This is a genomic window from Alteromonas sp. KUL106, from assembly GCF_009811415.1.
Lineage (GTDB): Bacteria > Pseudomonadota > Gammaproteobacteria > Enterobacterales > Alteromonadaceae > Alteromonas.
The window spans coordinates 144,737-168,519 of the sequence record NZ_BLIG01000019.1 but is presented as its reverse complement, the minus strand read 5'-3'; the positions used below and the strand labels follow the sequence as shown (position 1 = coordinate 168,519).

22 protein-coding genes, 3 tRNA genes and 1 other RNA gene are annotated in these 23,783 nt (G+C 44.5%); 18 read left to right on the top strand and 8 right to left on the bottom strand.

Going from position 1 to position 23,783, the window contains the following annotated elements:
* The first annotated feature begins 75 nt into the window (after positions 1–75).
* The 9 genes from GVO63_RS07420 (at position 76) to GVO63_RS07380 (ending at position 8,087) form a co-directional block, all read left to right on the top strand.
* Positions 76–534, top strand: coding sequence for a regulatory protein RecX (locus GVO63_RS07420; RefSeq protein ID WP_159578834.1), 459 nt, complete (start codon positions 76–78; stop codon positions 532–534).
* Positions 535–834: 300 nt separating this feature from the next.
* On the top strand, positions 835–3,432 hold the full coding sequence (alaS, locus tag GVO63_RS07415; protein WP_159578832.1) for an alanine--tRNA ligase: 2,598 nt from the start codon (positions 835–837) through the stop codon (positions 3,430–3,432).
* Between the two features lie 133 nt (positions 3,433–3,565).
* Positions 3,566–3,757, top strand: a complete 192-nt coding sequence (gene csrA, locus GVO63_RS07410) for a carbon storage regulator CsrA (RefSeq protein ID WP_012517705.1) — start codon at positions 3,566–3,568, stop codon at positions 3,755–3,757.
* A gap of 324 nt (positions 3,758–4,081) precedes the next feature.
* Positions 4,082–4,172, top strand: a tRNA-Ser gene (locus GVO63_RS07405).
* Positions 4,173–4,213: 41 nt separating this feature from the next.
* Positions 4,214–4,290 (top strand) — tRNA-Arg (locus GVO63_RS07400).
* A 52-nt stretch (positions 4,291–4,342) separates the two neighbouring features.
* A tRNA-Arg gene (locus GVO63_RS07395) sits at positions 4,343–4,419 on the top strand.
* 437 nt (positions 4,420–4,856) lie between these two features.
* Positions 4,857–5,123, top strand: coding sequence for an OadG family protein (locus GVO63_RS07390; protein WP_159495060.1), 267 nt, complete (start codon positions 4,857–4,859; stop codon positions 5,121–5,123).
* Between the two features lie 18 nt (positions 5,124–5,141).
* The gene (oadA, locus tag GVO63_RS07385) at positions 5,142–6,953 is read left to right on the top strand and encodes a sodium-extruding oxaloacetate decarboxylase subunit alpha (protein WP_159578830.1); all 1,812 of its coding nucleotides are present in this window, start codon (positions 5,142–5,144) and stop codon (positions 6,951–6,953) included.
* 3 nt (positions 6,954–6,956) lie between these two features.
* Positions 6,957–8,087 carry a sodium ion-translocating decarboxylase subunit beta gene (locus GVO63_RS07380; RefSeq protein ID WP_159509191.1) on the top strand — a complete coding sequence of 377 codons (1,131 nt, stop codon included), beginning with the start codon at positions 6,957–6,959 and terminating at the stop codon, positions 8,085–8,087.
* 77 nt (positions 8,088–8,164) lie between these two features.
* Here the strand turns inward: GVO63_RS07380 and GVO63_RS07375 are convergent, their stop codons facing one another.
* Genes GVO63_RS07375 through pspF form a run of 6 tightly spaced genes read right to left on the bottom strand, consistent with a single transcriptional unit; the run spans position 8,165 to position 14,734 of the window.
* Positions 8,165–8,968: an ATP-binding cassette domain-containing protein gene (locus GVO63_RS07375; RefSeq protein WP_159495152.1), complete on the bottom strand. Its 804-nt coding sequence runs from the start codon at positions 8,966–8,968 to the stop codon at positions 8,165–8,167.
* Positions 8,968–9,963 carry an oligopeptide/dipeptide ABC transporter ATP-binding protein gene (locus tag GVO63_RS07370; RefSeq protein WP_159495153.1) on the bottom strand — a complete coding sequence of 332 codons (996 nt, stop codon included), beginning with the start codon at positions 9,961–9,963 and terminating at the stop codon, positions 8,968–8,970. The genes GVO63_RS07375 and GVO63_RS07370 overlap by 1 nt, the downstream gene beginning before the upstream one ends.
* 1 nt (position 9,964) lies before the next feature.
* Positions 9,965–10,858, bottom strand: coding sequence for an ABC transporter permease subunit (locus GVO63_RS07365; RefSeq protein ID WP_159495154.1), 894 nt, complete (start codon positions 10,856–10,858; stop codon positions 9,965–9,967).
* Positions 10,845–11,825, bottom strand: coding sequence for an ABC transporter permease (locus GVO63_RS07360; protein ID WP_201285115.1), 981 nt, complete (start codon positions 11,823–11,825; stop codon positions 10,845–10,847). Before GVO63_RS07360 ends, GVO63_RS07365 begins: the two co-directional genes overlap by 14 nt.
* A 47-nt stretch (positions 11,826–11,872) precedes the next feature.
* The gene (locus GVO63_RS07355) at positions 11,873–13,609 is read right to left on the bottom strand and encodes an ABC transporter substrate-binding protein (RefSeq protein WP_159578828.1); all 1,737 of its coding nucleotides are present in this window, start codon (positions 13,607–13,609) and stop codon (positions 11,873–11,875) included.
* 3 nt (positions 13,610–13,612) lie between these two features.
* On the bottom strand, positions 13,613–14,734 hold the full coding sequence (gene pspF / locus GVO63_RS07350; protein ID WP_159578826.1) for a phage shock protein operon transcriptional activator: 1,122 nt from the start codon (positions 14,732–14,734) through the stop codon (positions 13,613–13,615).
* Positions 14,735–14,954: 220 nt separating this feature from the next.
* On the opposite strand from pspF, the gene pspA reads away from it, so the two are divergent.
* The 7 genes from pspA (at position 14,955) to maiA (ending at position 21,415) form a co-directional block, all read left to right on the top strand.
* Positions 14,955–15,638, top strand: coding sequence for a phage shock protein PspA (gene pspA / locus GVO63_RS07345; protein WP_159495157.1), 684 nt, complete (start codon positions 14,955–14,957; stop codon positions 15,636–15,638).
* 73 nt (positions 15,639–15,711) lie between these two features.
* The gene (gene pspB, locus GVO63_RS07340) at positions 15,712–15,951 is read left to right on the top strand and encodes an envelope stress response membrane protein PspB (protein WP_159495181.1); all 240 of its coding nucleotides are present in this window, start codon (positions 15,712–15,714) and stop codon (positions 15,949–15,951) included.
* Positions 15,948–16,394, top strand: coding sequence for an envelope stress response membrane protein PspC (gene pspC, locus GVO63_RS07335; RefSeq protein WP_159495158.1), 447 nt, complete (start codon positions 15,948–15,950; stop codon positions 16,392–16,394). Before pspB ends, pspC begins: the two co-directional genes overlap by 4 nt.
* 205 nt (positions 16,395–16,599) lie before the next feature.
* Positions 16,600–17,400 (top strand): phenylalanine 4-monooxygenase, encoded by an 801-nt coding sequence (gene phhA / locus GVO63_RS07330; protein WP_159495182.1) that lies wholly within the window; start codon positions 16,600–16,602, stop codon positions 17,398–17,400.
* A 214-nt stretch (positions 17,401–17,614) separates the two neighbouring features.
* Positions 17,615–19,171 (top strand): transcriptional regulator TyrR, encoded by a 1,557-nt coding sequence (gene tyrR, locus GVO63_RS07325; protein ID WP_159495159.1) that lies wholly within the window; start codon positions 17,615–17,617, stop codon positions 19,169–19,171.
* Positions 19,172–19,539: 368 nt separating this feature from the next.
* Positions 19,540–20,550 carry a fumarylacetoacetate hydrolase family protein gene (locus GVO63_RS07320; RefSeq protein ID WP_159495160.1) on the top strand — a complete coding sequence of 337 codons (1,011 nt, stop codon included), beginning with the start codon at positions 19,540–19,542 and terminating at the stop codon, positions 20,548–20,550.
* 211 nt (positions 20,551–20,761) lie between these two features.
* Positions 20,762–21,415 carry a maleylacetoacetate isomerase gene (gene maiA / locus GVO63_RS07315; RefSeq protein ID WP_159495161.1) on the top strand — a complete coding sequence of 218 codons (654 nt, stop codon included), beginning with the start codon at positions 20,762–20,764 and terminating at the stop codon, positions 21,413–21,415.
* A gap of 42 nt (positions 21,416–21,457) precedes the next feature.
* Here the strand turns inward: maiA and GVO63_RS07310 are convergent, their stop codons facing one another.
* Positions 21,458–21,925 carry an Lrp/AsnC family transcriptional regulator gene (locus GVO63_RS07310; RefSeq protein ID WP_071817410.1) on the bottom strand — a complete coding sequence of 156 codons (468 nt, stop codon included), beginning with the start codon at positions 21,923–21,925 and terminating at the stop codon, positions 21,458–21,460.
* A gap of 308 nt (positions 21,926–22,233) precedes the next feature.
* Between GVO63_RS07310 and GVO63_RS07305 the strand changes: the two genes are divergently transcribed.
* Positions 22,234–23,292, top strand: coding sequence for a Glu/Leu/Phe/Val dehydrogenase dimerization domain-containing protein (locus tag GVO63_RS07305; protein ID WP_159578824.1), 1,059 nt, complete (start codon positions 22,234–22,236; stop codon positions 23,290–23,292).
* 86 nt (positions 23,293–23,378) lie between these two features.
* Positions 23,379–23,475, top strand: an RNA gene (gene ffs / locus GVO63_RS07300) — signal recognition particle sRNA small type.
* Between the two features lie 16 nt (positions 23,476–23,491).
* Here ffs and GVO63_RS07295 read toward each other — a convergent pair.
* A complete protein-coding gene (locus tag GVO63_RS07295) occupies positions 23,492–23,782 on the bottom strand; it encodes a late competence development ComFB family protein (protein WP_159495163.1) in 291 nt (96 codons plus the stop codon).
* Between the last annotated feature and the right edge of the window lies 1 nt (position 23,783).

The window sequence follows — 23,783 nt, the reverse complement described above, 5'->3', positions numbered from 1 at the left end:
AGTCGCAATGTACGCATCTTTAGCGCTAAAATAACGCGGTTTCTACGTTTAATACAGAAGAGTAAGTTTACAAAAATGTCAGAGTTCGATCGAAAAATCATTACCGACGCGATTACTCGCATGCTGGCACGACGAGAGCATAGCTTTGATGAGATCATGCGAAAGTTGCAGCAAAAGGGAATTGCAAGTGATGCTTTCATGCCTATTCTAGAGGAATTTAAGAACGCTGATATTCAAAGTGACGCTCGATTTGCCGAGAGCCGAGCTCGTGCTCTGTATATGAAAGGGAAGGGGCCCCGCGCGATAAAATTAGACCTACAGCAATATGGTGTGGATGAGAGCACTGCAGAATATGCAATGAGAGAGATTGATGCTGATTGGTTTGAAAGCGCGAAAAAAGTCAAAGAGAAAAAGTTTGGTGAGTTCTATGAAACAGAGTTCGGCTTGAGGCAGAAACAGAAACAATTTCTTCAGTATCGCGGTTTTTACCAAGAACATATTGATTATGCGGTAAGCGCAAACGAATCTAGCTAAATGGCTTTAGCGCAAACACGCGGGTTTTCTTCTCTATGTCTGTTTTTGTCGATTCGTTTTGTGAATATTGGTTATTTTCGTCGATTTAAAGTGAAATTTGAGCCTATCTTCCCCCCGTTATACTTAACAAAATTGCGCTATCCATGGTATCGTTGCGCAAATTTGTGTGCATTTTAATTATCCAGAGAAGTATAGCGAGGATTGGCGTATTGCGTATTTGCAAATCGCCCCGACTATAAGGCTCATTAGAACAGGCAAATCGCACGTTTCAAAAACAGAATAAAGGAAGTTAGGTTTTCAATGACATTATCAACTGCTGACTTACGTAACAAGTTTATCGATTATTTTAAAAGCCATGGCCACCAAGCGGTAGCAAGCTCGTCACTGGTACCGGCAGATGATCCCACACTTCTTTTTACCAACGCGGGCATGAACCAGTTTAAAGATTGCTTCTTAGGTGCAGAAAAGCGTAGCTATACCCGTGCAGTATCGTCTCAGCGCTGCGTTCGCGCTGGTGGTAAGCACAATGACCTTGAGAACGTAGGTTATACTGCTCGTCACCATACCTTTTTTGAAATGTTAGGTAACTTTAGTTTTGGCGATTACTTCAAAAAAGAAGCGATAGAGTTTGCGTGGAATTTCCTTACCAAGGAAATTGGTTTGCCAAAAGAAAAGCTGCTAGTTACCGTTTATTCTGAAGATGACGAAGCTTTTGATATCTGGGAAAACCATATTGGAGTGCCAAAAGACAAGATTATTCGCATCAGCACGTCAGATAACTTCTGGTCTATGGGGGATACCGGCCCATGTGGTCCTTGTTCTGAAATCTTCTACGATCACGGTGCGCACATTTGGGGTGGTCCTCCAGGAACACCTGAAGAAGACGGCGACCGTTTTATCGAAATTTGGAACCTGGTATTCATGCAGTTTAACAAACACGCTGACGGTACCATGGAGCCACTACCTAAGCCTTCAATTGATACCGGTATGGGGCTTGAGCGTATCTCTGCTATTTTACAAAACGTGCACAGTAACTACGAGATTGACCTTTTCCAAAACTTGATCAAATCGGCAGCGTCGATTGTTGGCACTGACGATCTTGAAAACAAATCCCTACGAGTTATCGCCGACCATATTCGTTCGTGCAGCTTCTTAATTTGCGATGGCGTTATGCCCTCGAACGAAGGCCGTGGTTACGTATTGCGTCGCATAATTCGCCGTGCGGTTCGCCATGGTTATCAGCTTGGCGCAGACGATATCTTCTTCTATAAATTGGTCGCATCACTTGCCAAAGAAATGGGGGATGCGTATCCAGAGCTCGTAGACCAGCTGCCGGTAATTGAAAAAGTACTGCGTGTTGAAGAAGAGCAGTTCAGTAAAACGCTAGCCCGTGGTATGGCTATTCTTAACGATACGCTAGAATCCCTTGAAGGCGACACAGTACCAGGTGACGTGGTGTTTAAGCTTTACGACACTTATGGCTTCCCGACTGATTTAACAAACGATGTAGCGCGTGAGCACGACCTAAAGATTGACGAAGAGGGTTTTGAAGCAGCCATGCAGGCTCAGCGTGCCCGCGCACAGCAGGCAAGTAACTTTGGGGCAGACTACAACAGCAAACTTGCCATCGACCACACCACCTCATTTACCGGATATACCGATGTAGAAGGTCAGGCGAATGTCGTTGAACTTATCGCCGACAATGCATTTGTTGAGAAGCTTGAAGACGGTCAAGAAGGCGTTGTGGTTTTAGACAGCACGCCGTTCTATGCTGAAAGCGGTGGTCAGGCCGGTGATAAGGGCGTGCTTCGTGTCGCCAACGGTGAATTCATTGTGACAGACACCCAAAAAATGGGTAATGCATTTGCGCACAAAGGTACCGTTAAAGGTTCGGTATCTAAAGGTGATACGGCGACCGCAGCGATTGATTTAGCGAATCGCGAAGCCATTAAAAAGAACCACAGTGCTACACACTTACTTCACGCGGCATTACGTGAAATTCTAGGTGAACACGTAACGCAGAAAGGTTCACTGGTTGAGGCGCCTCGCATGCGTTTTGACTTCTCGCACTTCGAGGCTGTAACGGCAGAGCAACTTGCTGAAGTTGAAAGACGAGTAAACCAAGAAATACGTGCAAATCACACGTTAGCAACTGAACTAATGGATTTGGATGAAGCCAAAGCATCAGGTGCCATGGCGCTATTTGGTGAAAAGTACGACGAAAAAGTACGCGTGGTAACCATGGGCCCATTCTCTGTTGAGTTATGTGGTGGTACTCACGTTACGCGTACTGGTGACATTGGTTTATTTAAAATTACCAGTGAAGCGGGTATTGCATCAGGCGTTCGACGCATTGAAGCGGTCACTGGCGAGCACGCACTTGATGTCGTGCAAGCGCAACAAGCGACACTGTCTTCATTGTCTGCATTATTGAAAACAGATAGCCAAAATATTCTCGATCGCGTAGTTTCTCTACAAAATCAGACTAAAGAATTAGAAAAATCGCTAAATTCTGCTAAACAAAAACTGGCGAGTCAGCAAGGTGCTGATATGCTTAGTAGTGTAGTAGAGATAAATGGCACGAAAGTGCTTGTAGCGAATTTGGAAGGTGTCGAAGCAAAATCACTGCGTTCAATGATGGACGATATAAAGAACCGAATTGGCGAAGGGGTCGTAGTATTAGGTGTAGCGAATGAATCAAAGGTTAATTTGATTGCAGGCGTTACGAAGAGCTTAATTAGCAAGGTTAAAGCCGGTGAACTGGTTAACTTTGTCGCATCCCAAGTAGGCGGTAAAGGCGGTGGTCGTCCAGATATGGCACAAGCTGGCGGTGACAAGCCTGAAAACTTGGGCCAAGCACTAGATTCGGTTAACGTTTGGTTACAAGATAAGCTATAATTATTTTTGTATATAACAGTGAGTTTTTGAAGTGACGCGGAAACATGGAATCACTGTCGCTCCCGTCGGGTCGTGCCGATGGGTCTGCAAATCTTAGGGATGACGTTCAGTATTAAGGAACAGGAGCAAGAGAATGCTTATTTTGACTCGTCGAGTTGGTGAAACGCTTATGGTTGGTGATGATGTAACCGTCACCGTTCTGGGTGTAAAAGGGAATCAGGTACGTATCGGTGTTAATGCACCAAAAGAAGTCTCTGTGCACCGTGAAGAAATATATATGCGCATTCAAGCAGAAAAGGGCGGTCAGCCAGGTTCAGCGGAATAATTGCATTATATACTTTGCAGGGAAAGGTCAGCTTACGCTGGCCTTTTTTGTTTTACGCTTTTATTGCGTAAATGAAGTCATCACGATAAAAACAAATAGAACGTGCTTTTTTAGCTATACTTCATGTGACGTTGCTTAAATCTTTTCTCAGGTGCTTGTGAGAGAACTAATAAAAAATAGCGAGTCTTTTGTTTAATTGCTTGTATTGTGAACATATTACTGGTTTTTTGCTCGAATCGTTTAAAATGACAGCGGGCAAACAATTTCTTTATAAAAAAGGTTTGACTCACGCCAACGAATCCGTAAAATGCACCCCGCAGTCAAGGAGAGGTGGGTGAGTGGCTGAAACCAGTTCCCTGCTAAGGAACCATACGCATTACGCGTATCGAGGGTTCGAATCCCTCCCTCTCCGCCATTATTATTCGTTGATAGTGACGGTCGACAACAAGTTTTTGCGCGTGTGTAGCTCAGCTGGATAGAGTACCTGGCTACGAACCAGGCGGTCGGAGGTTCGAATCCTTCCACACGCGCCATCTATTTAAAGCGTCACCTTTCGGAGTAAAATTCGAAAGTATACAAGTTAACGCGTGTGTAGCTCAGCTGGATAGAGTACCTGGCTACGAACCAGGCGGTCGGAGGTTCGAATCCTTCCACACGCGCCACATTGAAAAGCCCACCTTTACGGTGGGCTTTTTCATTTTTATCGAAATATCCCGATAAACGCTACTCTTCGATACCCAATTACGTCATGGGTCGTTCACAGTCCCACATCTTTGTTCTTTGTATTATTTATGCGGACGTGTATTAGTCGCAATGCACGCGAAAGATTTCGCTAAACAGCTAGACAGTGACTTTACCGAGAATATCGGCTTGCATTAAAACCTGTTATTTCAATAGATATGAGCAACTCTGGCTGGAATTTGCGAATCCTGATCTAATTTCGTCGAGATTCTAGTATTGCAAAGTTATTAAAAAATAGTGCATTAAGTTTCATTGTGATTGGTTTTATACGATTTTAATTGGTTTTTTATGCTGGTTTATTGTGTTTTAAAAATCCACGTGATACTTATTCAGGTACAAAATAACAACAGGATTGAATATGAATTCGGAATCCGTCGCTAGCTTGCTTGTAGAAGCCGGCTCTCTCATGCTTATAGGGATGCTATTTGTTTTTTCGTTTTTAGGGCTTCTTATTGTTGGCATTCACCTCATCGCACGCTTCTGCGAAGCGTTCCCTGGTGAAATAGAAGAACCCGCGGCGAACGTAAAACGAAACCACCAAGCGGTACAACCAGGAATAGACGGAAATGTTATCGCAGCTATTTCCGCAGCCATTCATACCCATCGTCATAATTCAAAAAATTAAGCCTAATCAGGAGTTACCATGTCAAAGCCTCTGGCCCTTACTGAGCTGGTCCTGCGTGATGCCCACCAATCGCTTCTTGCCACGCGTATGCGTATTGAAGATATGCTTCCCATAGCGGAAAAACTCGATAAAGCTGGCTTTTGGTCGGTAGAGTCTTGGGGAGGAGCGACTTTTGATGCGTGCATTCGTTACTTGGGCGAAGATCCCTGGGAACGCATTCGAAAACTGAAGGCAGCAATGCCCAATACCAAACAGCAAATGCTCCTTCGCGGGCAGAATCTCTTGGGGTATCGCCATTACGCCGATGATGTAGTAACGCGCTTCGTTGAGCGGGCTCACGAAAGTGGCGTTGACGTGTTTAGAATTTTTGATGCCATGAATGACATTAGAAATTTGAAAACCGCAATTAAAGCGACCATAGAGAGTGGCGCTCACGCGCAAGGGACCATTTCTTACACGGTGAGCCCTGTGCACAACCTTAAGCTATGGCTTGAAATGGCGAAACAACTTGAAGATTTAGGCGTCCACTCTATTTGCATTAAAGACATGGCTGGGCTTTTAAAGCCTTATGAATGCGAGGCATTAATTAGTGGTTTAAAAGAAACGGTTGATGTGCCTATCGCCATGCAGTGCCATGCAACAACAGGATTAAGTACGGCGACGTATCAAAAAGCTATCGATGCCGGTATTGATATGCTGGACACGGCTATCTCTTCTATGAGCATGACGTATGGCCACAGCGCAACTGAAACCATGGTGTCTATTGTAGAGGGTACTGAGCGCGATACGGGCATTTCACTGCCTGAACTTGAAGAGATTGCAAGCTATTTCAGAGAAGTAAGAAAGAAGTACAGCCAGTTCGAAGGCAGTCTTAAAGGCATAGACGCACGCATTTTGCTAGCGCAAGTTCCGGGGGGAATGCTGACCAACATGGAAAGTCAGCTTAAAGAGCAAGGTGCTGAAGATAAGTTCGAAGAAGTATTAAAAGAAATTCCTAGAGTACGTGAAGATTTGGGCTTTATTCCGCTTGTCACGCCAACGTCACAAATTGTCGGCACGCAATCTGTACTGAACGTGTTAATGGGTGAACGTTACAAAAGCATTACAAAAGAAACGGCTGGCGTACTAAAAGGTGAATACGGTGCTACTGCCGCTCCCGTGAACAAAGCATTGCAAGAACGCGTACTTGATGGGGCTGCGCCAATCACCTGTCGTCCGGCTGATAATATTGCGCCAGAACTCGATACGCTAAGCAAGGAGCTTGATGCTTTAGCAGAGAAAAAGCAGCTAACTCTGTCAGAGCATAAGATTGATGATGTACTTACTTACGCGCTATTTCCACAAATAGGCCTTAAGTTTATTGAAAATCGCGGCAATCCAGATGCCTTCGAACCTGCACCTGGCGCGCAAAATACACTCAGTGCAAGTGCACCGAAGCCTGTTGACGCTAAATCAAACTCACAAACCTCATCCACGTCAGAGATTTATGACGTCAACGTAGATGGCAAGGTTTATCGAGTAGAAGTGGCTCCCTCTGGGAGCTTAACAAGCGTTACACCTGCTAGCGCACCCCAAGCCCAAGCGAGTGATGATAAAGCTCCGTTAGTTGCTGGCTCTTCTCATTCCATTGATGCCCCCCTAGCGGGCAATGTCTTCAAAGTATTAGTGAGAAATGGTGACAGTGTGTCAGAAGGTGATGTGGTGATTATCCTTGAAGCTATGAAAATGGAGACAGAGATCCGCTCGGCATTCACCGGAACGGTCTCTGAGATTAAAGTGGGTGAAGGTGATGCCGTCGCAAGTGGCCAACCTCTGATTATATTGGGGTAAAGCATGGATAAGTTAATGGTACTTTGGGATAGTACCGCGCTTGCGCATTTTGAAGCAGGCCAGTTGATCATGATGGCAGTGGGCTTTGGTCTTTTGTACTTGGCTATTGTTAAAAAGTTTGAGCCATTGCTTTTACTGCCCATTGGTTTTGGTGCACTGCTAACCAACATCCCTATCGCAGGGTTTTCGGAAGCGGGTGGCTTACTGCACTACATTTACAAAATAGGTATTGATACAGGCGTATTCCCGCTGCTCATTTTTATGGGGGTGGGGGCTATGACGGACTTTAGCGCATTAATAGCAAACCCAAAGATGTTGCTACTTGGGGCTGCTGCGCAGTTCGGGATTTTTGCGACATTGTTCGGAGCAATTGCGTTAAACCTCATCCCTGGATTTGAGTTCACGCTCAAAGATGCGAGTGCTATAGCCATTATCGGTGGTGCAGATGGACCGACGGCAATTTTCTTAGCGTCGCGACTTGCGCCAGATTTGCTTGGGGCTATTGCTGTAGCCGCCTATTCATATATGGCATTGGTACCTATTATCCAACCTCCAATAATGAAAGCTTTGACCAGCAAAGCGGAGCGCGAGATAACGATGGCACAACTACGTCCGGTGTCTAAGCGTGAAAAAATTATATTTCCCCTTGCGGTTTTGTTTATGACTATTTTGTTTTTGCCCGCCGCAACGCCTCTTGTTGGTATGTTTTGCTTTGGAAATTTAATGAAAGAGTGTGGTGTCGTCGACCGACTCAGCAAAACGGCGCAAAACGAGCTTATTAACACCGTTACCATATTTTTGGGTTTGGCGGTTGGCTCTAAGCTGTCAGCAGAGGCATTCTTGACAGTGGAAACCCTGGGTATTCTTGGATTGGGTGCCATAGCATTTGGCATAGGTACAGCAGCAGGTGTGCTAATGGCTAAGTTGATGAGTAAGCTGTCAGGCGGTAGCATTAATCCACTTATTGGCGCGGCTGGCGTCTCTGCGGTGCCTATGGCCGCACGTGTAGTGAATAAAGTTGGTTTAGAGGCCAACCCGCACAACTTTTTACTAATGCATGCAATGGGCCCGAATGTGGCCGGTGTATTAGGAAGTGCTGTAGCGGCAGGGATCCTGCTGGCTTTGGTTGGGTGAACAGCACTCAGTTCAATGAGAGGTGAGATGCCCCTTTTTTAAAAAGGGGCATCTGAGCTTTTCAACGCGATGGCGTACTATCGAATAGTGTGCTGAGGGACAAGCGATTGATAGGCCGTGACCAGCTTCTTCGTACACGTATGCTGCGGCCATCTGAAAATAGTTTCTGTTTTTCCTTCTTCTACAATTTCTCCGTTTTCCATCACAATAACCTTATCTGCGATATGTCTTACAATACCGAGGTTGTGACTGATAAATACAAAAGCCAAACCGAGCTCTTGTTGAAGTTGTAAAATCAAGTTGACCGTTTGAGAGCGAATTGAGGGGTCTAGCGCAGCAAATGGTTCATCGGCCACTAACACTTTGGGTTTTAGTACGATAGCTCTGGCAAGAGCGACCCTTTGCTGTTGTCCATCCGAAAGCATATGGCGATAGAAATAGTAATGCTCCCTTAAGAGGCCAACTTTGACCAACATGTCTTCAATGATTGGCTTACGTTCCGCTTCGGAAAGCCCCGTGTTTAATCGCAGTGGCTCATCTAAAATTTTTCCTACCGGTACAGCAGGATTCATAGATTCGCTGCTGTGCTGAAGGATCATCCGGATATCGTGAGTGCGTTTTTGCTTATTATCTTTTGACTGATACTTCGCTAAATACTTGTGGGTATTAATTTCGATTTCACCCGCATCGGCAGGTAATGCGCCAACCAAAAGTTTAGCAAGCAGTGATTTACCAGAGCGGTTTTCACCAATAATAGCGATAGTTTCTCCTCGCTTAACGCTTAGATTCACAGGACCAAGCTGAAATACTTCTGGGCGTTTTAACCAACGTTTCTTTTCATTGTGAATAAACGTGAGGTTTCTGACCTCCATAATATCCATTACAGTTTCTCCATATGTAATGGGAAGTGACAGCTGTAGCTGTGGTCATGAATTTTTCGTACGGCCGGTGTTTGAACACATGCTCGCTGTGCCCGAGGACAGCGAGGACCTAATCTACAGCCAATCGGTAAATGCTGAAGCGTTGGAATAGAGCCGCTTAATGTCGGTAAAAGCGATTTTGGGGGTAAGTCTTTTCTGAAACTTGGTGCGCTGTCGAGTAGCGCTTTTGTGTAAGGGTGAAGCGGGCGCTTTTTAATATGTTTCATTTTTCCCGATTCAACAGTCTGGCCGGCGTAGAGTACCGTCATAGAATGCGACATACTGGCTATGGCCAATAAGTCATGGCTTACGAATAATATCGACAGTGAACGGGTTTGATTCAAGCGAGTAAAAAGCTTCAAAATCTGAGTCTTGGTTGTGGGTTCCATACCGCGGGTAGGATCGTCAGCAATAAGTAACTTCGGCTGCGATACTAATGCCATGGCTATCATAAATTTCTGGCCTATATCCGCTGGAATTTGGTGTGGGAATGCACTTAAGTAATGTTTGTGGTGCTTAATCCCTACTTTGTGAACGGTACTAATGGCGATTTTTTTACGATGCTGTGCTCTCTGCCAGAACCAGCTGCCTTCTACAAATTCGTCTGGGATACTCTCTTCTAACTGCTCTCCGAGGGTGGCTGAGGGATCTAGACTCGACTGCGGGTTCTGAAACACCACGGCAATTTCACGTCGCATCACTTCACGGCGCTGTTGTGATGACATCCCCAAAAGGTTTTCACCATTCCAACTCATTCTATCTGCAGTCAAATGCCACTGATTGGGGAGAGCGCCACAAATCGCAGACACAATTAGGCTTTTACCTGAGCCAGACTCTCCCACTAATGCACGAATTTCGCCGCTACTTACAGATAAATTCACTTTGTCTAGTGCTTTTATCATGCCTTCACTGCTCTGCATTTCCAGCGTGAGATTTTTAATATCAAGCATTGGCATATTAATAACTCACTCTTTTTCTCAGTGCAGAACGTAATCCATCGCCCACAATGTTAATTGATAAGACCATGAAAAATACTGCCATACCCGGAACAGCCACGTTCCATGGGGCCAAATAAGTGACATCTAAACCATCGGCCAGAATTACACCTAATTCAGGAAGGGGCGATTGAGCGCCTAAATTGAGGAACCCCAACGCGGAAATGTCGATAACCGCAATGGAAAGCGCAAGCGTACCTTGTACCACTAACATCTCAGTCATATTGGGTAGAATAGAGTGCACGAATAGCTGCCATTTGCTCGCCCCATCTAGTTTTGACGCTATGATGTATTCTTTTTTCATCTCACCGCGTACAAAGCTACGGGTATGATGAACAAACTGGGGAATAAGAGCTAGGGTAATTGCCCACATACTATTGACTAGGCCTGTCCCGAGGATTGCCACAATGATAATGGCGATAAGTAATGTTGGAATAGCCATTAATGCATCTAAAAGGTGATTTGCTACGCTAGATCGCACGCCGCGAAGCATACCGGCAAAAGCCCCCAGGCTCACACCGACTAACATGGCAAGTACAACGGTAATAAAGGCTGACCCTAGTGTTACACGACAGCCATAAATGATCCGGGTAAATAAATCACGGCCTAGTGCGTCGGTACCAAAGAGATATGAAATAGAGCCATTAGCCATCCAGCTAGGTGGTATCAGCAGACCATCAATGTTTTGCTCTAATGCATCATAGGGGGTGATAATCGGGGCGAACAGCGCGAATACCACAAAAAGGGCCAGCATGATCAAGCCTAGCATTGATATATGGCTTGCCCTAAATGACGCCCAAGTCCGTTGCCACGGAGACGGATGAAACTCTTCGTCGTATAGACTAAACTGCGGCACGTTCGTATTTCTCTCTGCTGGGATCAATGACACGATTAAACAAATCAACAAGGATTGTTAACGTAATAACTACGGTTGAAACCGCCATCATTCCAATTCTTAGGGCGGGGTAGTCCCGCTGATATATCGCTTGAATAAGCCAATTACCAATACCGGGCCAGGAAAATAAGGTCTCTACAATCATGGCGTTAGTTATTAGCGTGGTAATTTGAATTGCCATTAACGGCAAGATGGGAAGCAATGCATTCCGCAAAATATGCCGAAAAAATATCTGCCAACTTGAAAGACCTCTAGAGATCGCCGCTGCGATATACGGACGGTGTTTTACATCTATAACAGAGCGTCTTGCCATTCTAGCCATCGAGGCTGTCGCAATTGCGCCAATTGCAAAGGTAGGTAATGCTAAATGTGATAGCGCGTCTTTCAATGCTAGCGATTTGTTTTCTGTGTCTGCCAGCAATATATCGATAAGAATAAAGCCCGATACAGGCTCGATATGATATAGCAAACTGATACGGCCAGATAAAGGCGCTACGTCTAGTTGTAAACTGAATATTAGGATAAGCAATAACGCAAACCAAAACACAGGGAAAGAATAAATCGTAATACTTGCGCTGTTAATCGCATAATCTGACGTTGAGTAACAACGAATGCCCGCATAGTAACCTAGCGGTATGCCAATAAATAACGCCATTAGCATCGCGTACGTTGCTAATTCTATTGTGGCAGGCATAGCTATGCCTACTTCTTCTCTCAGGGGAAGGCCGGAAGTAAAACTGTATCCCCATTCCCCCGTCAATAAATTGCTCACATAGTAGACAAACTGATGCACATAGGATTGATCTAACTTAAATTGTTTTTCCAGCGCCGCTCGCTGAATATCATTTTGCGGTACCAAGCCTGTTAAGTTTTCTAAAACGTCACCGGGAAACAGGTAAGCTAATGAGAACGAAATAATCGTCAACACAAGGAGCGTTAATATTAATAAAGTGCAGTATCTAACAAGAATTTGAGTCACAGTGCTTTTTTTACTCCACCAAAGCGTACGCCGCCAAAGGGGTTTATCTTTATACCTTCTAATTCAGTTCTATATGCCTGATAGCGATAGGCATGCGCAATGGGAACCAAAGGCAGACGTTCATACAGTAGTCGGTTTACTTGTCGGTAAATGGCCTTACGTGCTTCAATGTCGTCAGTCTCAAGGGCATCGTTTATTAATCTATCATAATCCTGATTACACCACATGGCTCTGTTAGTTCCAGAAGGGATCGCGCCGCAACTCAACAAAGGGCGGTAAAAGTTATCAGGGTCACCGTTGTCGGCAGACCAACCTATTAGTACAGAGTCGTGTAAGCCCTCTCGCAAGTGTCTCCTGAACGTGGTCCAATCATAGCTCACAATAGTTGCCTCTACGCCCACGTCCCGCAAGTATCGCTGAATCAGCTCAGCCATTTTGGTTGCATTCGGATTGTAGGCTCGCTCTACGGGCATGGCCCAAATTGTCATTGAAAACCCAGTTTCAATCCCAGCATCGGCAAGCAGTTTGCGCGCGAGTACAGGATTGTAAGCAGTATCATCGGCGTCATTTTGAAACGCCCAACTTGCCGCCGGTAGCAGTGTTTTAGCCCGAATAGCGCTATCAAAATACACGGCCTCTAACAAGGTGTTTTTATCGATAGCCGCCGCTAGTGCCCGTCTTACATCAGGATTGTCGAAAGGTGGGCGTTGGGTATTGAAAGCCCAAAAACCGATGTTTAATCCCGGTTTCTCTGCCAATATAAGGTCGTCTTTTGCACGAATAACTTCAAGCTCAGTTTGTGCAGGAAAAGCGGTGGCATCACACTCACCAGTCATTAATTTAGCCAACCTAAGCGAGCTTCGCGGCGTAATATCAAAGATGAGCTGTTCGACGGTCGTTTGTTCGCCATCGTTTGGTGTATTGTTACCGAATGCTTGGTTTTGGTCGTCTACACGTACTTCACTTTCTCTATTATTATCGGGAGGCGCCGTGTCATCTTCAGCTGTTGATAACGATGAACGCCAGTAGTTGTCATGTCGACGGTATTTTATGAAATGGTCTTTTCTATAGCTCTCAAATTTAAACGGGCCGGTGCCAATAGGGAGTTCGTCAATTTTACTTGGCGTTCCGGCTTGGGATAGCTGAGTCGCGTATTCCTCTGAAAGTATCACAGCAAAATCAGTGGCTAGATTGGCCAAAAAAGAGCTGTCTCTGCGTTTCAACGTGATTTCTACACGATAACCATTTATGCGTTCTACTGCCGCAATATTTTGAGCTAGCCCTATACTCTCAAAGTAGGGATAGCGACCACCTGAGATATAATGATAGGGATGAGAAGTCAGTCTCCACCTGTCTATACTGAAAATGACGTCATCAGCGTTGAAATTTCTTGAAGGCGTAAAGTATTTAGTTGTGTGAAACCACACATCTTTTCTCAGCTGAAAGGCGTAAGTCAGCCCGTCGTCAGACACTAACCAGCTACTTGCTAAGCTTGGCACTATGCGGCCTGACTCAGGATCAAAATCCAGTAACCTATCGTAGAGCTGGTGAGAAGAGGCATCTGATGTTGTACTTGACGTATCTAGCTGAGGGTTAAACGTCACTGGATTGCTTTCCGAGCAGTAAATAATGCCCGTATTGTAAAACGCCTGTTTATTCTGTTTTGCACAGGATGCAACAAGAAGCGCTGAACATAAACACAATGACAGACGCTTTACTAAACCATGGGACATGCTCTACGCCTCAACGTTTTCAGCGGAAGAATCAAGTAAGTTATATTTCTTGAGATAGCCTCGTAGCTGATGGTATGTCAGGCTTAATTTTTCAGCGGTTTTCTTTTGATTAAACTGACTGTCAGCCAAAGCCTTTTTTATCATATCTATCTCATATTGTTGAGAGCGTTCTTTCAAATCTATGGGATATTCTATTGTTTCTTGCTGATTATTTGGCCTCAAGCTGGGGGCGTCAGCGATTTCAGCAGCATCGTTCGTCGAAGTGACATCCTTTTGAATAGGCGGCTGAGGTGAATCCGAGTTATTCGCTCTGTCATTGGTTTTGATTCTGCCTTTTGGACGGAATGCCGATTCAAATGGGTCCAGAATAATTTCATGTACAGGTAGATGAGGGTTGTTCGTTCTGTAGACCGCACGCTCAACGACATTCTTAAGCTCTCGGATATTACCTGGCCAGTCGTAATCTAAAAGCGTACGTTTTGCTTTTTCCGTAAAACCGCTAAACAACTCCATTTCCATTTCACGGGCCATGTTGATAGCAAAATTTTCTGCAAGCATCATGATGTCTTCGCGACGCTCGCGAAGTGGGGGAATAGTGATTACGTCAAAGGCTAGCCTGTCGAGTAGATCAGCGCGAAACTCGCCTGCCTCGGCAAGCGCAGGCAAATCTTCATTTGTCGCTGCAATAAGGCGGACATCTGTTTTAACGGATTTGCTGCCACCTACACGCTCAAACTCACCGTATTCCACTACACGTAGAAGTTTTTCTTGTATAAGGCCCGACGTATTGGCCAGTTCGTCTAGAAAGAGGGTGCCGTTGTGCGCCACTTCGAATCGACCTTCTCGACGTTTAGCTGCACCGGTAAATGCGCCCGCCTCGTAACCGAAGAGTTCGCTCTCAAGAAGGCTTTCGTTTAACGCAGCGCAATTGAGCTTAATATAGTTTTGGTCCCAGCGTTTCGATAAGAAGTGTAGACGTGCTGCGATCAGCTCTTTGCCCGTTCCACGCTCACCAATGACCAGCACAGGTTTATCAAGCGGAGCTATCTGTGATATTTGCTCTAGTACTTCTAAAAAACTATTCGCTTGACCTAGCAAATTATCCTGTTGTCGGTACCTACTCATTAAATCCCTCAAAAGTTAGTCATTTCGACCAATTAATAGTGTAGTGCAAAACATGTTGAGAAACGAGTATTATTTGAAAGTGTGAAAAAGCTATTAAAAATAGCAGGTTAGCCGAAGTGTAAAGTTGGCAAGTATATTGAATACTACCTATACCAAGAGTAATCTATTTATCAAGAGTGGTGTTTTTAACACTGACTATTTTTAGCAAGAGGTAATTATTATGGGTATCTTCTCGCGTTTTACAGATATTGTGAATTCAAATATTAATGCGCTTTTAGACAAGGCAGAAGATCCTGAGAAAATGGTTAGACTAATCATTCAGGAAATGGAAGACACATTGGTTGAAGTGCGCTCTGCATCTGCAAAGACCTTGGCCAATAAAAAGGAAATCGTTAATCAAATTGCAAAGTATGAAAGCGACGCAAGCGATTGGGAAGCAAAAGCCGAGCTTGCTTTGAGTAAAGACAGGGAAGACCTAGCCCGCGCTGCACTGCAAGAAAAGAAAAAATCTGCAGAAGCTGCTGAGGTATTGAGTAAAGAGTTGGCGATTGTTGAAGAACAGATCAGCAAACTTCAGGATGAAATTGGCCAACTTCAAGAAAAGCTTGCTGATGCTAAAAGTCGTCAAAAAACGATTATCATGCGCCAGAAGACAGCCAGTTCACGACTTGAAGTGAAAAAGACGCTGGATAGCACTAAAGTAGATAGTGCGATGGGGCGCTTTGAGCAATACGAACGTAAAATTGATGACCTTGAGTCTCAAGTTGACGCTTACGATTTAGGTAAGAAGACACTGCAAGATGAGTTCGCTGAGCTTGAAGCAAGCGACAAAGTAGAAGACGAACTTGCCGCGCTTAAAGCGAAGGTTAAAGGTGCGAATAAAAGCACCGAAAAATCAGAATAATAAATAAGGTGGACCCTCCCGATGTTCCTATTGAAGGAGGGTTATGACATCAGAGTTTGTAGGAGAGATTGAGATGGATGAAGGTACAATAGCAGTGTTGGTCATGCCCCTTGTGGTGTTCTCAATATTTGTTGCTCCCATTTGGCTTATTTTGCATTACCGTAGTAAAAAGCAAGTTAATCAAGGGCTAAGTGCAGAAGAGCATGCAGCTTTACAAGACTTAGCTGAAAAAGCAGAAAAGATGAGCGAACGGATTGAAACGCTAGAAGCGATTTTGGATAGTGAGGCACCTGAGTGGAGGAATAGAGCATGAGAAATGGTAAGCAGCTCTATCGTAACCCAGACAACGCACGAATAGCCGGGGTGTGTTCAGGAATTGCAGAATACTTTGGTTTAGAAACGTGGTTAGTGAGAATATTGGTTGTTACTGGGTTCTTTTTACTCGCAGGCCCTTTCATCTTCGTCGCGTATATTGCCGCTTGGTTTATTCTTGATAAAAAACCTGCTGGATTGAAAGACAATACCCCTTCTCCTGTTTTTTCGAAGGGTAAAGGTTGGACAAATCCCAATGCGGGCCAGGTAAAAAGTGCGAAGGTAGAGGTAAAAACTAAAGTTTGGCAGGCTGGAGAGCCACCTAAACAAGCGTTTCACGATATTCGCAATCGTTTCGAGAAAGCTGAAGTGCGTCTTCGCAAAATGGAAACATATGTGACTTCTCGTGAATATCAGCTCAACAAAGAAATTAGTCGTCTCTAACAAGCACGTGATACCAACAGATAGACACATCCAAGCCGCTTCTTTAAAGCGGCTTTTTAGTATTTAAAACAATACCTTCTACAAGCATTGTAAAACTCTTGTTACAGCTAAATAATACGGCTCATTGGGTCCGCTGCTTTTCGCCGTCGCGAATTTCATTACACTAATAGGTAAGTTTTTTGAACACGTGTTGGTTTTAGAAGTTATGCCAAAAGCTACGCAATACCAGTCGAGACAATCTGATGACAATGGCATCATTCATTGGTCAGAAGAAGAGAATCAAATTTGGTCAGAGCTCTACGCAAGACAAATTCCGTTAGTGAGGGAAAGAGCGTGCCAGGAGTATCTGGATGGGCTTGAATTGCTCAAACTCGACGAAAAGGCCATCCCTCAATTGCCCGATATCAACAAAGTTTTATTGGAAAAAACGGGTTGGCAAACCGCGGAAGTTCCGGCATTGATCAACTTCGGTGAGTTTTTTCGGTTGCTGGCGAATAAACAGTTTCCTGTTGCAACCTTTATTCGTACGAGAGAAGAGTTTGATTATCTGCAAGAACCCGATATTTTTCATGAAGTATTTGGCCATTGCCCGCTATTAACGAACCCTGCGTTTGCTCATTTTACCCACACTTATGGAAAGTTAGGTCTTGCTGCAAGTAAAGAAGACAGAGTTTACTTAGCCCGTCTTTATTGGTTCACCGTAGAGTTTGGTTTAGTGAGAGCCAAAGATGAACTAAAAATATATGGCGGTGGGATCTTATCTTCACCGGGTGAGACAATCTATGCTTTAGATAGTGATACGCCCTTGCGCAACCCCCTTACAGCAATTGATGCGCTTCGCACACCGTATCGCATTGATATAATGCAACCACTGTATTACGTGCTACAAGAATTCGATTACCTATTTGAGCTTGCCGAAATGGATATAATGGCACTTGTAGAAAAGGCCAAATCTCTCGGTTTGTTTTCCCCACTTTTCCCTCCGAAAGAGAAAAAAGCAAGTTAACGATATTGTTAACGAAATGTGTTTTGTATAGGATGCCGCATGTTGATTGCGGCTTCTTTACTCCCGCTGTGCGATGACACGCATTTCAGCGTGTTTCTAAAATCTGTCTATCACGACCTCCAATTTTTAAACTTCTGTAACATTTTTCTTGTTATATTTTTGTAAAAGTATGATACTCTGTACATATATGTTTACAAAGTAGCTGTAACACTCTATGCGTCTAGAAATAAGCTGTCAGGACCGTCTTGGAATAACACAAGATGTATTAGATATTCTCGTCAATAAAGAAATCGATTTGCGCGGTATTGAGATTGACCCAGTGGGAAAAATTTTCCTCAATTTTCCCAATATTGAATTTGCCGATTTCCAGCACCTTATGCCTCAAATTAGGCGAATAGATGGGATTGATGATGTCAAAACAACGCTATTCATGCCCGGTGAGCGAGAGAAAAATCAGCTTTCTGCGATTTTACGAACTTTGCCTGATCCTGTCTTCTCTATTGACGCCAAAGGTAACATTTTGCTGTGTAACGAGGCCGTGTGTGCAGGTCTTGAAATTCCCTACAGTGATATTGAGGGCACAGAAATAAGCGAAGTTGTGAAGGGCTTTAATTTTACTAAGTGGATGGATGGCAAATCTCCTGGTCCCCAGTCTTCAAAAGTCAAATTTATCCAACAGGATTACCTCGCTGATATGCTGCCAATTACGGTCCCCGATGGCGAGCAAAATATGATCATGGCAGGCGCCGTTGTCATATTGAAATCAGAAATGCGATTGGGTCAACAGTTTACCGCGTTTCACCAGTCTCCGACAGACAGCTTCGACCGTTTCGTTGCGCAATCACCGCTTATGAAGCGTGTCGTGCATGAGGCGAAGCGAATTGCTGACCTTGACGCCCCGGTATTAATTTTTGGGGAAACCGGCACGGGGAAAGAAATGATTGCCCGGGCCTGTCATCAGTCGAGTCGTCGCAGTGAGGGGGCATTTTTAGCATTAAACTGCGCCTCGTTACCTGATAGTGTGGCTGAGACAGAATTGTTTGGGTACGCCGCGGGAGCCTTTAACCAGCCTAATGCAAAAATAGGTTTACTAGAACAAGCTAAAGGCGGGACGCTTTTACTCGACGAGATAGCCGACATGTCTGCTCAGTTGCAGGCGAAGCTATTGCGGGTCTTAGAAGATGGCGAGTTCAGAAGAGTAGGAGACTCAGAGCCCGTTAAAGTAGACGTTCGGTTTATTTGCACAACGTGCCGTGATCTTGGACAACTGGTGGAGGAAGGTAGGTTTAGAAAGGAGTTATATTATCGTCTTAATGTACTCAGTCTTGTTATGCCGTCTTTGAAAGACCGCAGGCAAGATATTGTTCCGCTGGCCGAATCTTTCATAGTTCAACACAGCACCAAATTGGGACGACGTCCCGCTAAGCTCAGCAAGTCGTGTGTAGACTTTCTTCAGCAGTATCCATGGCCAGGCAACGTGAGGCAGTTGCAAAACGCGTTGTATCGCGCTTTGTCACTGCTCGATGGAAAAGAAATTACTAAAGAAGATATACAGCTTCCAAGCTGCGCCCCAAGTGTTACCTACATTGATGAAAACTTTGAGGGGACATTAGACGAAGAGGTGAAAAAATTTGAGAAAGACTTATTGAAGCGACTGTATCCGTCTTATCCAAGCACCCGACAGTTGGCTAAAAAACTGGGTTTAAGTCATACCGCTATTGCTAATAAACTGCGAGAGTACGGGATAAACAAAGCCACAGTAAAACTCTGAGTTTGACAAGTAACGCGCTTTATTTGGTGCTTAAATAATACACTGAATAAAGCGCTACTGTCCCTCGCTAAGAGACCTTTATTACCGCATGGTTTTCCTGTTACGAAAAATTTACATCCTGTGCAGCGCCTGCCTGTTATGGCTATTTCTGCCCTACGCTCGTTCACTGCGTACACCCTTTATTACAGCGAAATAAAACTTCATTCCTTGAACGCTTCTCAATCTATGTCAACTAATGGCATAACTATGTTTACGTAAATGTAATGACTAATTGGCACCGTAAAGCTGTTTTTATCTTCCGACTGGGTAAGTCCCGAATGATGAACTAGCGTAAAGCCAAGCGATCGAAACTCTTCGAGGAAAATAAAATGAAACTAGCCACCTATAAAAATGAAACCCGAGACGGCTGCCTTATGGTGGTGTCGAAAGATCTTTCTCGAGCGTGCAGTGCGCAAGACATAGCGAAAACCATGCAAGATGCATTGGATAACTGGAAAGAAATAGCGCCTCTATTACAGATGAAGTATCAAGCGCTTAATGACAATACCTGTGAGAGTGTTCCGTTTGATGAATCCCGCTGTGAATCGCCATTACCTAGAGCGTATCAATGGGCCGACGGCAGCGCATATGTTAATCACGTGGAATTAGTAAGGAAAGCGCGCAATGCAGAAATGCCTGAAAGCTTTTGGACGGACCCATTAATGTATCAAGGTGGGTCAGATGATTTTATTGGACCCAGAGACGACATTATTTTGCCTAGCGATGATTGGGGCATTGACTTTGAAGGTGAAGTTGCAGTGGTCACCGATGACGTGCCTATGGCCTGCACGCCTGAGCAAGCCTCAGAACAGATTCGCCTTATTATGTTAGTTAACGATGTGTCGCTTAGGGGGTTGATCCCTGGCGAGCTTGCGAAGGGCTTTGGCTTTTTTCAGTCGAAGCCTGCATCAAGCTTTTCACCCGTAGCGGTAACACCAGATGAACTGGGCGATGCGTGGAAAGAGAGTAAAGTGCATTTACCTTTGCGTTCTACTTATAACGGCGAGTTGTTTGGAAAACCTGAAGCCGGACAAGACATGACCTTCGATTTTGGACAACTCGTTGCTCATGCAGCAAAAAGCAGAAACCTCGGCGCGGGAGCGATAATTGGCTCAGGAACAGTGTCAAATAAGCAAGGTACTGATCATGGCTCAGCCATTGCCGAAGGTGGTGTGGGATATTCATGCATTGCAGAGGTGCGTATGATTGAAACAATTAGAGACGGAAAGCCTTCAACACCGTTTATGCAATTTGGCGATCGCATTCGTATAGAAATGCTAGATAAAGAAGGCAATTCCGTATTCGGCGCTATCGAGCAGCAGGTAAAGCCTCTTAGCTAATTGTATAAACAAAAGGAAGTTTCAACGCTATCTGTCCGTGTCTGATGCAGAGACAAGATAGCGTGATGCCTCCATTGAAGCGGTCGATTTTTAGTTATTTCGGCGCGATGTTTCTAACCCATGCTCAGACAGTGAAGTGTTTAGCCAGACTGGCGCAACATTATTTAAGCACTGTGATGACTGTGTGATGAATAATAGGTGTTTTAATACCATGAGTATAAAACTTTACGGCTACTGGCGTTCAACAGCGTCTTATCGCGTGCGTATTGCGCTTAATTTAAAAGATGTTGAATACGAGTATGTGCCAATCCATCTTGTAAATAATGGTGGTGAGCAGCACAGCAGCGAGTATAGCCGTCTCAATCCTGCGCATTTGGTGCCAACCCTCGTCGACGAGGATGAAGATATTATCCTAAATCAGTCGCTATCTATTATTGAATACCTTGATGAGAGATATGAAAGTGAGTATCGACTTATTCCAGAACACCGAACAGAGAGAGCAAGAGTCAGAGCGCTAGCGCAGGATATCGCTTGTGATATTCAGCCAATAGGCAATCTTCGGGTGCTAAATGCACTAAAAGGAAACTTTGAGGCAAGCCAAGATGACGTTGCAAGATGGGCGGCTCATTGGATCACGCTTGGTTTTGATGGAATTGAAAAGCGCCTTCAAACTCAAGCCGGTAAATACTGTTTTGATTTTGATGTAACGCTTGCTGATATTTGTCTTGTGCCGCAAGTGTATAACGCGATGCGCTTTAATGTAGATATGAATCGCTATCCTCTTATCAGCAAAATTGCGAGCAATTGTAATGAGTTGAGTGCTTTTGATAACGCAAAGCCAGAAAAGCAAATAGATGCAATATGACTGAGTGGGGGCAGAGTATTTACTCTGGCCCTCTTATTCGCGTTATTGGCGTTTGATTGGAAGCTCAGTAGTGTTCTTAACCTGTTTCAGAGCAAACGTAGAGCTTATATGGTCAACCAAAGGCAGATGAGTCAATTTTGTCTTAAGTAAAAATTCGTATTCTTCGATACTTTCGACGATGACTTTTAATAAGTAATCCTTCTCACCGCTGGTGGTATGGCACTCCACAATTTCATCAATGTTTTGCACAGCATTTTCGAAATCGGTCAACGAGTCGCCATCGTGATTTTTTAGTGTCACATAGATAAACACAGAGACACCCAAGTTAAGCTTTTTACTGTTTAATAATGTGACCTTACCAAGAATAATGCCGTCCGCTTCCATACGCTTCACTCGTCTCCAGCATGGGGTATGAGACAAGCCAACACGTTGGCTTAAATCAGCCATTGACACCGTAGCGTCTTGTTGAAGAACGCGTAAAATTTCACGGTCAAATTTATCCAATTTCATTAACACTGCTTCCGTCGTTTTTATGATGTTTATTATATATCAAAAAAAATTCTAGGATAGCTGTCCTAGAAAAATTGTATTCAAATCTATTGCGTTTCAGTTTGTAAATTTCATTAACAAACTTTGCAAGGCCTGTCCTCTGAACAATCGGATACACTTGGCAAAATGTTGATGATCTTCGCGAGGCCGACGAGTGTATCGCAAAATATCATCAGACTCTCTTATCAGCTCAATATGTTAGCGTGTACTTTTCGTGACAGCGTTATATTGGGTAGGCTTTAACTCACCACAGTTTTAATAGGGAATATATGTCAGTGTTTGATCACCCAGAGTTCGATAATCATGAACATGTTGCGTTTTATCACGATGAAAAAGCGGGCTTGAGTGCCATTATTGCTGTACACAACACCAATTTAGGACCAGCGCTTGGTGGCTGCCGTATGTGGCCCTATGTGAACAGCAGTGAAGCACTAACTGATGTATTGAGATTATCTAAGGGAATGACCTATAAGGCGGCAATGGCTAACCTAGAGCTCGGTGGCGGCAAATCAGTCATTATCGGCGACCCTCGAAAAACAAAATCACCTGAGATGATGAAGGCAATGGGTAAGTTTGTAGAGTCATTAGGTGGAAAATATTTTACCGCAGAAGACTCAGGTATTTCAGTTACCGATTTACAAACCATGGCGACTGAATCGGACTATATAGCGGGTGTCAAAGCTCAGTACCATTATGCCGGCGAAGTACCAGATGGAAATCCGGCCCCGTCAACGGCATACGGCGTATTTGTAGGTTTGAAAGCGACGGTAGAGTATGGCTTAAAGCAAAGCCTTGATGGTGTAAGTGTGGCTATACAGGGAATGGGGCACGTTGGTTATCGACTTGCTAAACACCTGCATGAGCATGGCGCTAAGCTCTATGTTGCCGATATTTATCCGGAAGGGGTAGAAAAAGCCGTGGCTGAATTCGGTGCAACTGCAGTGGCGCCAGAGGAAATTCTAAGCTTGGATGTTGATGTGTTAGCGCCTTGTGCATTAGGTGCAGCAATAAACGATCAAACGTTACCGGCCATTAAAGCGAAAGTGATTGCAGGAGCTGCTAATAATCAGCTTGCACGCGAAGATATTGGCGAGTTGCTTCAGCAACGCGGCATCTTGTATGCGCCAGATTACGTCATCAATGCGGGTGGAGTTATCGATATTTTCCATCAACGTATGGAATCGAGTTCAAATGAAGCATTACGGGCGCATATCGAGAAGATTGGTGAAACGTTAAAAGAAATCTATGCTCGCTCAGAACAAGAGGGAGCAGCCACTAACCGTGTCGCAAACGTTATTGCTGAAGAGAGATTTAAGATAAAGGGTTGAAAACTCTGAGCCAAATGGTCATAATGCGCCCCGCACTCAAGCAGGGGCGAATGATTCTGCGCTGAATGCAATTTTCTATGGTGGGCTTTTGGTCCTCCCGCAATGATACTCTGTGAACTCGGTCAGGCCTGGAAGGGAGCAGCCGCAGCAGACGACTCATGTGCCGGGATGTGGCTGGAGGCCCGCCACCCAAATTACATCACTCTTCAGTGTTTTCACGCATCTTATTTTTTTCGGTCTCATCCAAGTATTTCAGTGCCTTGCTGATGGCATGTTCCACATTCATTTCCATTTGATTGCGCTCGCTTTGCGGTAAATAAAATGCCATATCTACTTCATATCGGATGTAGCGAGGCGGTACTTGATTCAAAGCCAGGCAGCATAGGTCAGCCAAGTAATCTGGGCTTTTAGTTTTATCAATTCCAAGCTTGCTAATTCTTTCCAATACAAGGTGTTCATAGTAGTTGTGGATATCGTCATCTAGCTTCATG

Coding starts and splice junctions, on each gene's coding strand:
- GVO63_RS07420 (WP_159578834.1), top strand. CDS start 76: ATGTCAGAGTTCGATCGAAAAATCATTACCGACGCGATTACTCGCATG.
- alaS (WP_159578832.1), top strand. CDS start 835: ATGACATTATCAACTGCTGACTTACGTAACAAGTTTATCGATTATTTT.
- csrA (WP_012517705.1), top strand. CDS start 3,566: ATGCTTATTTTGACTCGTCGAGTTGGTGAAACGCTTATGGTTGGTGAT.
- GVO63_RS07390 (WP_159495060.1), top strand. CDS start 4,857: ATGAATTCGGAATCCGTCGCTAGCTTGCTTGTAGAAGCCGGCTCTCTC.
- oadA (WP_159578830.1), top strand. CDS start 5,142: ATGTCAAAGCCTCTGGCCCTTACTGAGCTGGTCCTGCGTGATGCCCAC.
- GVO63_RS07380 (WP_159509191.1), top strand. CDS start 6,957: ATGGATAAGTTAATGGTACTTTGGGATAGTACCGCGCTTGCGCATTTT.
- GVO63_RS07375 (WP_159495152.1), bottom strand. CDS start 8,968: ATGGATATTATGGAGGTCAGAAACCTCACGTTTATTCACAATGAAAAG.
- GVO63_RS07370 (WP_159495153.1), bottom strand. CDS start 9,963: ATGCCAATGCTTGATATTAAAAATCTCACGCTGGAAATGCAGAGCAGT.
- GVO63_RS07355 (WP_159578828.1), bottom strand. CDS start 13,609: ATGTCCCATGGTTTAGTAAAGCGTCTGTCATTGTGTTTATGTTCAGCG.
- pspF (WP_159578826.1), bottom strand. CDS start 14,734: ATGAGTAGGTACCGACAACAGGATAATTTGCTAGGTCAAGCGAATAGT.
- pspA (WP_159495157.1), top strand. CDS start 14,955: ATGGGTATCTTCTCGCGTTTTACAGATATTGTGAATTCAAATATTAAT.
- pspB (WP_159495181.1), top strand. CDS start 15,712: ATGGATGAAGGTACAATAGCAGTGTTGGTCATGCCCCTTGTGGTGTTC.
- pspC (WP_159495158.1), top strand. CDS start 15,948: ATGAGAAATGGTAAGCAGCTCTATCGTAACCCAGACAACGCACGAATA.
- phhA (WP_159495182.1), top strand. CDS start 16,600: ATGCCAAAAGCTACGCAATACCAGTCGAGACAATCTGATGACAATGGC.
- tyrR (WP_159495159.1), top strand. CDS start 17,615: ATGCGTCTAGAAATAAGCTGTCAGGACCGTCTTGGAATAACACAAGAT.
- GVO63_RS07320 (WP_159495160.1), top strand. CDS start 19,540: ATGAAACTAGCCACCTATAAAAATGAAACCCGAGACGGCTGCCTTATG.
- maiA (WP_159495161.1), top strand. CDS start 20,762: ATGAGTATAAAACTTTACGGCTACTGGCGTTCAACAGCGTCTTATCGC.
- GVO63_RS07310 (WP_071817410.1), bottom strand. CDS start 21,925: ATGAAATTGGATAAATTTGACCGTGAAATTTTACGCGTTCTTCAACAA.
- GVO63_RS07305 (WP_159578824.1), top strand. CDS start 22,234: ATGTCAGTGTTTGATCACCCAGAGTTCGATAATCATGAACATGTTGCG.
- GVO63_RS07295 (WP_159495163.1), bottom strand. CDS start 23,782: ATGAAGCTAGATGACGATATCCACAACTACTATGAACACCTTGTATTG.